Source organism: Okeania sp. (assembly GCF_983059655.1).
In genome coordinates this window covers 1-3,953 of the sequence record NZ_CEZPJD010000740.1, presented here as the reverse complement: position 1 = coordinate 3,953, position 3,953 = coordinate 1, and the positions used below count along the sequence as shown (strand labels likewise).

At 32.2% G+C, this 3,953-nt stretch carries 3 protein-coding genes; 1 reads left to right on the top strand and 2 read right to left on the bottom strand.

The window, feature by feature from the left end; all coding sequences use genetic code 11:
- Both AC3DU7_RS27640 and AC3DU7_RS27635 read right to left on the bottom strand, forming a co-directional pair.
- The coding region (locus tag AC3DU7_RS27640) for a hypothetical protein (RefSeq protein WP_488042468.1) at positions 1–272 on the bottom strand (272 nt) is incomplete at its 3' end.
- Positions 273–378: 106 nt separating this feature from the next.
- On the bottom strand, positions 379–1,197 hold the full coding sequence (locus tag AC3DU7_RS27635) for a tetratricopeptide repeat protein (RefSeq protein ID WP_488042467.1): 819 nt from the start codon (positions 1,195–1,197) through the stop codon (positions 379–381).
- A gap of 880 nt (positions 1,198–2,077) precedes the next feature.
- Here AC3DU7_RS27635 and AC3DU7_RS27630 point away from each other — a divergent pair.
- Positions 2,078–3,949 (top strand): tetratricopeptide repeat-containing sulfotransferase family protein, encoded by a 1,872-nt coding sequence (locus tag AC3DU7_RS27630; RefSeq protein ID WP_488042466.1) that lies wholly within the window; start codon positions 2,078–2,080, stop codon positions 3,947–3,949.
- Positions 3,950–3,953 lie beyond the last annotated feature (4 nt).

Below are 3,953 nucleotides of genomic sequence, written 5' to 3'. Positions count from 1 at the left end.
GAGCGAGGGAGTGGGGGAGTGGGGGAGTGGGGGAGATTAAATATTGAAGTAATTAGGGCTTGCTGATTAAATGTCAAAACGTTTACTGGCAAAGGTTTTCGCCTTTTTAAGTCCGGAAAAAGTGCAACTCTTTTAGCTGGAGCGACTAAAAAATTAGGATTTTGAGCTGAGTATGGCAGAAAAATCAATGGATAATTCTTCTTACTGCCTCCTCTAAATTCCCCATTCCTCCTGACTCCTGACTCCTGACTCCTGACTCCTACAAAGAGCAAAAAGACTTTCCATACGCAAACCCTAATTATAGAATTATGAACATAACTATATAACCAGATTCTAAGGGTTAATAGCTGATAGCTATTTAATAATTAAGAACTACTTTTAGTACAAGTTTAATAATAGTTGCTTGCGATATTCTTTACTGGTAGAGTTATCATCTCCTAAGATATTAAATATTGCTAGCATTGCTTTGCGTGCACCATCATTTTTATATTTACGATTCCTGGTGACTATATCTAAAAATAATTTTAGTGCTTCTTCATAGTTAGCTGATAGTGTTAAACTACAAGCCTGAGCATACATTTTATCTAGTTCACTATCACCAGGATTTTCTGCTTCTTGTTTAAAGTGAATTAGTCCTTTTACTGCTTGTATTTGGGGATAAAACTCTCGGTTATTTTCTCCAATAGTTTTTATTAGTTTTTCAGCTTCTTCTAATCGATTTAAGCTGACTAAAAATTTCGCAGCTTCTATGATTAAACTAATATTACTAGGATATTTTTGAAAAAGCTGGTCTAAAAGATTTTTTGCTTGTTTTAATTCACCAGATTTTGTCAAGTTCCGTAGTGTTTCTAGCTCTGTTTCTAGTTCTGATTTAAGGTTAAGTTCACCTAGAAAGTTTCGTAGTTTTGGCTCTGAAAGAACTCCCACAAAACCTGGTTTAACTTCTCCTTGAGTTACGATTTTAACGTCTGGTACTCCCTCTACACCATAAGTTTGAGCTAATTCGGGATTCTGGTCTACATCAACTTTAGCTAAGATAAAGTCATATTCTTGAACCAACTTTTCTAAGATTGGTTTGAGCATTTTACACGGGCCGCACCAAGTAGCATAGAAGTCTACTAAAACAGGTTTTTGATGGGAATTTTTTAAGACTTCGGTGGCAAAGGTTGTGTTGTCAACTTCTATAGATATACCCATTGAATTCCTAGAATATTTTGTGTTATGGCAGAAGGAAGAAAGAAGAAGGAAGAAGGAAGAAGGAAAAGTATTATATTGTCTTAGTTTTAAGCTCTCGATCTGTCCTAACCTTTGCTTCGACTGCTATATTAACTATTATCTCATTTTGTCAGAGTTATTATGTCAGAATTGAGTAAATTTTTGACAAAAAAAATAAGGAAGAAGGAGGAGGAAAGAGGAAGGAAAAAAAAGTAGATCGGGAAAGTCAACAACCTACCACTTTATGTTTTATTAATCTCAACCAATTGTTAACACTGCTCATCTGGCAACAGTCTAGACTATCTGCTACGGCCAAATTTTCCGCATTTTCAGGGAAAAATATAAGCATTTTAAGACCAAAAGAGCTAAAAACCTTGCACTTTTTCAGCAATATTTAACCCTGGAAACCTGAATTGTTATTGATTACAATTTTATTCAGCAAGCCATAATTATTTTAGCCTTGCTACCCTAGAGTTTGTATCAAGTTTAAATAAGTGCATTACCAATGAAAAAAATATTCTTATAGTTATAGATAGATTATTATATCAAGTCTTGTTTCTCAAAGTGATTGATGATTTTTCTCTATTCCCTATTTCCTTATTTCACAAATATTTTATTCGGATAATCAGTTACGATTAAGATTACTTTAGTCGAAATTTTTTGGGGAATATTATATAGAAAGTTACCATTCCTTAAATTACGGTAAATTGCAAGTATTATAAAGAAGAAAAAATCAAGAAGACGTTTAGTTATTTAGGAGAGAAGGAAAAAATATTGCGTTGTTTTAGTTTGAAGTTTTTAATATGTCTGCCACCTTTCGTTCGATTGCTATAAATGTGTCAATTACTTATTACCAACTTTTATGTCATCAAGCACCAACTTAAATCCGAATACACCTGAAGAGTATGCCAAACTTGGCGCTATATATGCTGAACAGAAAAAATGGGAATTAGCAATTGAAAACTACCGTCAAGCTATGATACTAAAACCTAATTTTTCTTGGTATTACTATCATTTAGCACAAGTTTTACATCAACAAGAAATCTGGGATGAAGCTATAATTTTTTACAACCTTGCTATAGAATTAAACAATAATTTTTCTTGGTCTCATTATAATTTAGGAGATGCTTTAAGCAAATTACAAAGATGGCAAGATGCTGTTAATTCGTATAAAAATGCAATTAAAATTGATCGAAATTTTTCTTGGTCTTACTACAATTTAGGCAATGCTTTAGTAGAGTTAAAAAAACGGGATGAAGCGATATATAACTATATTTATGTGGTTAAGTTACAGCCAGAATCTCCAGGAATTTACACTAAATTAGGAGATGCTATAGAGCAAAAATATAATTCAAATCTAGATGCAGCAATTCAGGATTATCATCAAGCTATTCAGCATCAAGGGCAATATCCTATTTATGATAAATTACTGGAATTTTCACAAGATAATCCAAATTTATTTGTAGAAATAGCAAATAATTTAGCTAAGGCAGATAAGAATAATGGGGCGATTATTTTTTATAAAATAGCTCTAGAGATTAATCAAGATGACTTAGACATTTACCATAAGCTACAACAAGTTTTAGATCAAAAAAACCAGCTATCCCAAGAAATTTTAGAACTCCGACAAAAAATAGAGTTGAATCCAAATAGTAAGTCTTATTATAATTTAGGTATTGCCTTAACTCGACAACAAAAATGGGATGAAGCAGCTCTAGCTTATCGTCAAGCCATTGAAATTAATCCAGACCTATCTTGGTGGTTTTATTACAATATATGGGAAGCTTTTGCGAGAGAAGATAAACTGTTAGAAATACTAACTTTTTTCCAGAAATTTCAAAAATCTCATCCTGATTCTTTTTGGTCTTACTTAAATATAGGAGAGGCTTTAACTCGTTTGAATAAAATTGAAGAAGCTATACCTTATTATCAAACTGCTTGTTATAAGCAAACTCAGAAATTATACCCTGAATTAATATCCCAACCATGGAATTTAGAACAAGTACAAGGACCGAATTTTATCATTATTGGAGTCCATAAAGGAGGTACTACTTCCCTTTATAGTTATCTGATTCAACATCCACAAATTATTCCTCCGATAAAAAAAGAAATGGATTTTTGGTCTTGGAAGTTTAATGAGTCGATAAATTGGTATTTAGCTCATTTTCCAGTAATTTCAGAAGGGAAAAATTTTCTGACAGGGGAAGCTAGTCCTAGTTATTTTGATTATCCAAATGCTGCGAGAAGAATTTTTCAAGTTCTCCCTAAAGTTAAGTTAATTATACTTTTAAGAAATCCTGTGGATAGAGCTATATCTCAATATTATCAATGGCTACGATTAAACTGGGAAAATCGATCTTTTGAGGAGGCAATTCAATTAGATTTAGAGCAGCTAACGAAAGCTCCTGAAAAAGTTAATTATTGGATGAAGGAATTAAATTATTTAGCACGAGGAGTATATGTTGAATTTTTTCAGGAATGGATGAGTTTATTTCCACGGGAGCAATTTCTAATTTTGAAAAGTGAAGATTTTTATGTTTGTCCAGAAGTTACTATGAGGAAGGTTTTGAATTTTTTAGATTTGCCAGAATATCAACTCTCGGAGTACAAAAATTATAATATGGGAAATTATTCTCCTATTGATGAATCAATTCGTAGGAATTTAAATGATTATTTCCAAATTCATAACCACAGACTAGAAGAATATTTAGGAATGAAATTTAACTGGGATTAGGAAT